This window comes from Thermosynechococcus sp. OHK43 (assembly GCF_014466085.1).
Lineage (GTDB): Bacteria > Cyanobacteriota > Cyanobacteriia > Thermosynechococcales > Thermosynechococcaceae > Thermosynechococcus.
Window position 1 is genome coordinate 1 of sequence record NZ_JACOMP010000004.1, and the last position, 7,169, is coordinate 7,169.

The 7,169-nt window shown below is 54.2% G+C and carries 6 protein-coding genes; all 6 read left to right on the forward strand.

The features are described from left to right. Positions 1-1,790 (forward strand): NAD(P)H-quinone oxidoreductase subunit F (locus tag H8Q75_RS00080; protein ID WP_297039323.1); only part of this gene is annotated, 1,790 nt, incomplete at its 5' end. 5 nt (positions 1,791-1,795) lie between these two features. Further along, on the forward strand, positions 1,796-3,271 hold the full coding sequence (locus H8Q75_RS00085) for an NADH-quinone oxidoreductase subunit M (protein ID WP_297039335.1): 1,476 nt from the start codon (positions 1,796-1,798) through the stop codon (positions 3,269-3,271). Further along, positions 3,268-4,410: a CO2 hydration protein gene (locus tag H8Q75_RS00090; protein ID WP_024125142.1), complete on the forward strand. Its 1,143-nt coding sequence runs from the start codon at positions 3,268-3,270 to the stop codon at positions 4,408-4,410. The genes H8Q75_RS00085 and H8Q75_RS00090 overlap by 4 nt, the downstream gene beginning before the upstream one ends. A gap of 133 nt (positions 4,411-4,543) precedes the next feature. After that, a complete protein-coding gene (gene glyA / locus H8Q75_RS00095) occupies positions 4,544-5,821 on the forward strand; it encodes a serine hydroxymethyltransferase (protein ID WP_024125143.1) in 1,278 nt (425 codons plus the stop codon). Between the two features lie 28 nt (positions 5,822-5,849). Continuing rightward, positions 5,850-6,896 carry an MraY family glycosyltransferase gene (locus H8Q75_RS00100; protein ID WP_024125144.1) on the forward strand — a complete coding sequence of 349 codons (1,047 nt, stop codon included), beginning with the start codon at positions 5,850-5,852 and terminating at the stop codon, positions 6,894-6,896. After that, a partial coding sequence (locus H8Q75_RS00105) for a molybdopterin-binding protein (RefSeq protein WP_297039332.1) occupies positions 6,889-7,169 on the forward strand: 281 nt, incomplete at its 3' end. The genes H8Q75_RS00100 and H8Q75_RS00105, both read left to right, overlap by 8 nt.

The window sequence follows — 7,169 nt, forward strand, 5'->3', positions numbered from 1 at the left end:
GTTATGGCTTGGTGGGGGCAGCCCTGACCTTGCCTTGGGCCAGCGGTTATGTGCGGCGCACAGGGCCGCGACCCGCAGCCTATTTCAATTTACTGATGACGGTTGTTGCTTTTGTGCATGGGTTTTTCCTATTGCAACAAACTCGCAGTGGTGCCACCGCAACGATTGTTTGGCATTGGCTACAGGCGCCGGGACTCGATCTCTCATTTTCATTACTCATCAACAGTGTCTCCACAAGTGCCATGGAATTGGTGACAGGTCTGAGTATCCTCGCCCAGATTTTTGCCTTGGGTTATCTCGAAAAGGACTGGGGCATGGCCCGCTTCTTTGCCTTAATGGGCTTTTTTGAGGCGGCTCTCAGTGGCATTGCAATTAGTGACTCGCTGCTCCTGAGCTATGGCCTGTTGGAGATGCTGACCCTCTCTACCTATTTACTGATTGGCTTCTGGTATGCTCAGCCCCTTGTGGTCAAAGCAGCAAGGGATGCCTTTCTCACCAAACGGGTGGGGGATATTCTCCTGCTGATGGGGGTGGTGGCGGTTGGCAGCCTGGCGGGGAGTTATGATTTTCCCAATCTCTATGAATGGGCAGAGCAGGTGAATTTGCCAGAAGGTTGGGGCTTTTTACTGGGCCTAGCCTTGATTGCGGGGCCCACTGGTAAATGTGCTCAAGTACCTTTGCATCTGTGGCTCGATGAAGCTATGGAAGGACCCAACCCCGCCTCCATTATGCGGAACTCGGTAGTGGTGGCTGCGGGAGCCTATATTCTGATTAAGCTACAGCCGATTCTGGTAGCCTGCCCAGGGGCAAACATTGCCTTGATTGCGATCGGGGCAGTCACCGCCATCAGTGAATCCCTGGTCTCGATTGCCCAAATTGACATTAAACGGGCACTGTCCCACTCAACGAGTGCCTATCTGGGACTGGTGTTTATTGGGGTCGGCACGAATTGGACAGATTTCGCCCTGTTTGTATTGCTTACCCATGCGATCGCTAAGGCACTGCTGTTTATGAGTATTGGCAGTGTGATTATGACCACCAACTCTCAGGATTTGACAGAATTGGGGGGGTTAGGCGAACGGATGCCGGCCACGAGTTCGGCCTTTGTTATCGGCGGTCTATCCCTGATTGGCTGTCTGCCCTTGGGGGCCTTTTGGTCGTTTTATCGCGGCATTAGCTACTACTGGCAAACAATGCCTTGGTTGGTGGGTTTGATTTTAGTCGTCAATGTGCTGACGGCTGTGAACCTCACCCGTGTCTTTCGCCTGGTCTTCCTCGGGCCTGCTCAACCCAAAACCCGCCGTGCCCCTGAAGTGCCTTGGCCTCTGGCAGTGCCGATGGTGACTTTGAGTATTTTGAATATGCTGGTGCCTTTTATCTTGCAGCGGGTGCAGTTGTTACCAGAGACTATGGATTGGACAATTGTGGCTCTGCTTGTGGTCTCGGGGTTGGCGGGTATTCTTTTGGGCGGCTTTGTTAACCTCAAACGCAGTTGGACGCGCCCCATCAAGGTACCATTGCGCTTTGTGCAGGATCTGCTGGCCTACGATTTTTACATTGAGGAGTTGTATCGCTATACCGTGGTCTGGGCAGTGCGATCGCTCTCGCAGTTGAGCACTTGGGTAGACCGCCACATTGTGGATCGGATCGTGAATACAACGGGTGCAGCGTCCCTCGTTGGGGGTGAATTGCTGAAATACAGTGCCAGCGGTCAATCCCAAGCCTACTTACTGCTGGTGTTTATTGGTGTGGCGATTCTTGGGGGGGCGATCGCGTGGCTACTGCTGTAATGCCGCTGTTGAGTTTCCTCCTCTGGGTGCCCCTGTTGGGTGCCCTTGCCCTCAGCCTGCTGCCCGCTGGGAGTTTGGGGCGGACGTACCGCAGTTTAGCCGCTGTGGTGATGGCGATCGCCCTGGTGGTCAGTCTCGGGATCGCCCGTCTATTTGATCCCAGCAATGCAGCACCGCAATTAACCGAGGTAGTTCCTTGGCTAGAGCCACTGGGCTTGAGCTATCGCCTGAGCGTGGATGGCCTGTCGCTGCCCCTATTGGTCTTAAATAATTTCCTGACGCTGATTGCCCTATTGGCCACTTCTGTCCACTTGCCCCGTCCTCGGTTGTATTACCCACTGGTACTGCTGTTGAATGCGGGTGTCAGTGGCGCCTTTTTGGCCGATAATTTGCTGCTGTTTTTCCTCTTCTATGAATTGGAGTTGATTCCCCTCTATCTTTTGATTGCCATTTGGGGTGGGGCGCGGCGAAGTTATGCGGCCACCAAGTTTCTAATTTACACGGCCATTTCGGGGGTTCTGCTCTTGGCTGGATTTCTGGGGCTAGTGTGGTTAGCCCATGCCCCCTCCTTTGACTTTGACGCCCAATTATCCACCCTCTTGCCCCTAAGCTCACAACTTGTTCTGCTGGGGCTGATTTTAGTGGGCTTTGGCATCAAGATTCCCCTAGTGCCCTTCCATACTTGGCTACCCGATGCCCACGTCGAAGCCTCCACTCCCGTTTCTGTGCTGCTGGCAGGGGTGCTCCTGAAACTAGGGACCTATGGGTTAGTGCGCTTTGGGGTGCAGTTATTCCCGCAGGCATGGCAGGTCTTGGCGCCTGGGTTGGCCACTTGGGCGGTGGTCAGTGTTCTCTACGGTTCTCTGATGGCGATCTCCCAAACCGATATGAAAAAAATGGTGGCCTACAGTTCCATTGGCCATATGGGGTTTGTCCTCTTAGCCACTGCCACTGCCACACCCTTGAGCATGTTGGCCGCTATTGCCCAAATGATGAGCCACGGGCTAATTTCTGCGCTTCTCTTTTTGCTGGTGGGGGTTGTCTATGAAAAAACCGGCAGCCGCAACATTGAGGTACTGCGGGGATTGCTGAACCCTGAGCGGGGGCTGCCCCTGATTGGTAGTCTGATGATTGTTGGGGTCATGGCCAGTGGTGGTATCCCCGGCATGGTGGGCTTTGTGGCGGAGTTCCTGATCTTCCGCAGTAGTTTTCCCGCCTTCCCAGGGCAAACGCTCCTATGTATGGTGGGTACGGGCTTAACGTCGGTGTATTTTCTTCTGCTGGTGAACCGCGTCTTTTTTGGTCGTCTGCCCAATGAGTTGACAGATTTGCCGCCCGTTGCTTGGGGCGATCGCCTCCCGAGCCTCCTATTAGCCGCGCTAATTTTGATCTTAGGGGTTGTTCCCAACTGGTTGATCCATTGGAGTAAAACCACGGTTAGCCTTCTTGTTACTGCTGTTGCTACGCTGCCCACACCATGACCCTGACTACCGTTACTCCAACCTCCCTACATCAAGAACTGCGTACCGCCATCCTAGAGCGGTTGCTCCACGGTCAAGCCCTGTTACCGGATACACCAACCCATGTAATGGAAGTGGTGGGCATCCTCAAAAGCTATGGGGTAGTGCTCAAGGCCTATGCAGAAAATCTCTGCGACATTAGTGAGCGGCAGTTTCTTGTTCTCTTTCCCTTTTTCAAATACTTCAATGGCGAGATTACCATTCCCAAGCTGCTGCGCCACTGGTGGCACGACCGCATTAACTATGAATATGCTGAGTACTGTATGCGTGCCATGATGTGGCATGGGGGTGGCGGTCTTGATGCCTTCCTCGATTCGGCAGAATTTCGGCAATTAGCCGGCAAGGCGATCGCCGCCAAGCTGCGGGGCAACCCCCTAATGCAACTGGTGAATCGGCTTTTTCCAGAGTTTTTGCTGGAAACGGTGCGGATGCTCTGCTACTACAGTGGCTTGGGGCAGTTTTGGACAGTAATGTATCCCATCTTTCTCACCTTGAGCGATCGCTATGATGCGGGCGAGATTCGCAGCATTCCCGATGTGGTAGATCACATTCGGGCCGGTCTGATTGCCGCTGCCAATCGCCCCATTACCTATCGCGTCAAGCTCCACGGCCAGACCTACGAGATTCTCCCCGCCAGTGCTGGACTCACCTTTTTGCCAGACACAGCGATTCCCTATGTCGAAGCTGTGTTTATACGGGGCACCCCCTTCTTTGGCCTCATTTCCTTCAATGCCCAAGCCCAGCAAATTTCCCGCGATCCAGCGGAGTTTGGCTATGGCGCCCTGTTTGCAGATCCCATTCCCACAGGCGCGGCTGGTATTCCCCCCACGCTGCTAATGCAGGATATGCGCCACTATCTCCCCTCCTATCTTTTGGCGTTCTATCGTTGCCAAGGCCGAGGTGAAGATGATCTGCGAGTAAAAATTTGCCAAACCTTCCAAAAATCAATGTTTTGCGTCACCACAGCAGCAATCACTGCCCTAGCTCCCTATCCCTGGACAACCACCGACCCCCAAGAGCAAGCCGCCAATCGAGCATTCTACGAAACGTGGCTGGATCGCCTCGAAACCTCTCGCCTCTGGAATGTTCAAGTTAGCTAGGGCACGCTTTTAGCCCCTGAGGAGAACCTGGAATACCCCCCTGGAAAACTATCTGCGTGCCCTAAGGAGGAATTAAAGGTGTGACCGCGATAAGATAGTAAAGCAGTTCATCTTCCTTCACACTGACAATAAAATGACCCATATTGATTGGCTTGCGCAAACGGATCCGTTGGTTGCTGAAATGGTACAGCGGGAAGTCCAGCGGCAGCAGCAACACCTCGAACTAATTGCCAGCGAAAACTTTACTTCCCCTGCGGTGATGGCCGCTCAAGGGACGGTTCTCACCAATAAATATGCCGAGGGATTGCCGGGCAAACGCTACTACGGTGGCTGCGAATTTGTGGATGAAGTGGAGCAACTGGCCATCGATCGCGCCAAGGAACTCTTTGGTGCTGCCCATGCCAACGTTCAGCCTCACTCCGGTGCCCAAGCCAATTTTGCCGTCTTTTTGGCACTGCTCAATCCCGGCGACACGATTATGGGGATGGATTTGTCCCATGGTGGCCATCTAACCCACGGTTCTCCCGTCAACGTTTCCGGTAAATGGTTTAACGTCGTTCACTACGGTGTTCATCCTGAAACGGAACGCCTCGATATGGATCAGGTGCGGGATTTAGCACGGCAGCACCGTCCTAAGCTAATTATCTGTGGCTATTCCGCCTATCCTCGCATTATTCCCTTTGCTGAGTTTCGCCAAATTGCCGATGAAGTGGGGGCCTACCTCATGGCCGATATTGCCCACATTGCCGGTTTAGTAGCCAGTGGTTACCATCCCAATCCCGTACCCCTCTGCGATGTCGTGACAACCACCACCCACAAAACCCTGCGCGGTCCTCGCGGCGGCCTGATTCTTACCCGTGATGAAGAGTTGGGCAAAAAGTTGGATAAAGCGGTCTTTCCCGGTACCCAAGGGGGGCCACTGGAGCACGTTATTGCCGCTAAGGCCGTGGCTTTTGGTGAGGCTCTCAAACCAGAATTCAAAGCCTATTCTGGGCAAGTGATCCGCAATGCCCAAGCCCTCGCTGCGGGGCTGCAAGCGCGGCAACTGCGCCTTGTCTCTGGGGGCACCGATAACCATTTGATGCTCATTGACCTGCGATCGGTGAATCTAACAGGCAAAGAGGCCGATCGCCTGATGGGGGAAATCAACATCACCACCAACAAAAACACCATTCCCTTTGACCCTGCCTCTCCTTTTGTGACCAGTGGTCTGCGTTTGGGAACGCCAGCCTTGACAACCCGTGGCTTCACAGAAGTCGAGTTTGCAGAAGTGGCTGACATCATTAGCGATCGCCTGCATGCCCCAGAGGATGAAGCCATCAAAAATCGCTGCCGCGACCGGGTGGCTGCCCTCTGCGCTAAATTTCCCCTCTATCCCCACTTGCAATTGCCGCAACCAGTGCTAGCCTAAGAGGGGATGCTGCCAATACCCTGAGCAGATGCTGTACCACCTGATTGCCTTCCTTGCTGCCATTGCCGTTGTCCTCTTGGTCACCCCCCTTGTCAATGACCTTGGACATAAAGCAGGGTTTGTGGATCACCCCAATGAACGTAAGATTCATAACCGTCCCATGGTGCGCTTGGGAGGCGTCTCTATCTTTTTGGGCAATCTAGTGGGGCTGCTGATTGTTTGGAATGCGGGGGGGTTTGGTGTTCTGCCGCAGCCGGCGGAGTATGAAATTTGGGGGGTGACCTTAGGAGGGGTGGCCTTTTTTCTCATTGGCCTCGCTGATGATCTATTGACTTTGCCGGCGCTCCTGCGCCTTGCCCTGCAATTTCTTGTGGCGGCAATTGTTTGGGCAGTGGGCGTCAAAATTCGCATTATCACTGTGCCCTTTGTCGGCACCGTGGACTTAGGTTGGCTGAGTTTGCCCCTCACCACCGTCTGGCTTGTCGGCATTGCCAATGCCATTAACTTTATTGATGGGGTGGATGGGCTAGCGGCAGGGGTATCCGGCATTGCTGCCCTGGCAATGTTTTTTGTGTGTATGCTCATGGGGGAGCCGGAGGCGGGACTATTGGCCGCAGCCCTGGCAGGGGGGGCCTTGGGATTTCTGCGCTATAACTTCAATCCAGCCCAAATTTTCATGGGCGATGGCGGTGCCTACTTCATGGGCTTTACCCTTGCTGGCTTGGGGATCATTGGCCTTGTTAAGGCCTACACCGCGGTGGCGATTCTCCTGCCCCTATTGATTCTAGCGGTGCCCATTGTGGATACCTCAACGGTGGTTTTCAGCCGGCTGCGGCGGGGGCAATCTCCCTTTGCACCGGATAAGAGACACTTGCACCATCGCCTTCTCAAGGCAGGACTTTCGCAGCGGGTGACAGTGCTCTTTATTTACTGCTTGACCCTGTGGGTGGGCAGTCTTGCTTTAGCTTTGGCGGGTTTGCCGGGAGGATGGGGCTATGCCGTGGCAGCGTCTCTTCTGATGGGCTTTGCCTCGTGGTATGTGTGGCAACGGGTGCGCAGCAGCGAAAATGACTGAAACAATAAGTGCAGAAATTATTTGCGTAGGGACAGAATTGCTGCTGGGGGAGATTCTCAACAGTAATGCCCAATTTTTGGCCCAGCAACTGGCGAGCTTGGGTATTCCCCACTACTACCAAACGGTGGTTGGCGACAATCCGACTCGCATTAAAAAAGTGGTGGCCATTGCCTGCGATCGCGCCCGCCTCCTCATCTTTACCGGTGGCCTTGGCCCCACCCCCGATGATCTCACCACCGAAACCCTAGCGGATTTCTTTCAAGCCCCCCTAGA

Coding starts and splice junctions, on each gene's coding strand:
- H8Q75_RS00100 (WP_024125144.1), top strand. CDS start 5,850: ATGCTGTACCACCTGATTGCCTTCCTTGCTGCCATTGCCGTTGTCCTC.
- H8Q75_RS00090 (WP_024125142.1), top strand. CDS start 3,268: ATGACCCTGACTACCGTTACTCCAACCTCCCTACATCAAGAACTGCGT.
- glyA (WP_024125143.1), top strand. CDS start 4,544: ATGACCCATATTGATTGGCTTGCGCAAACGGATCCGTTGGTTGCTGAA.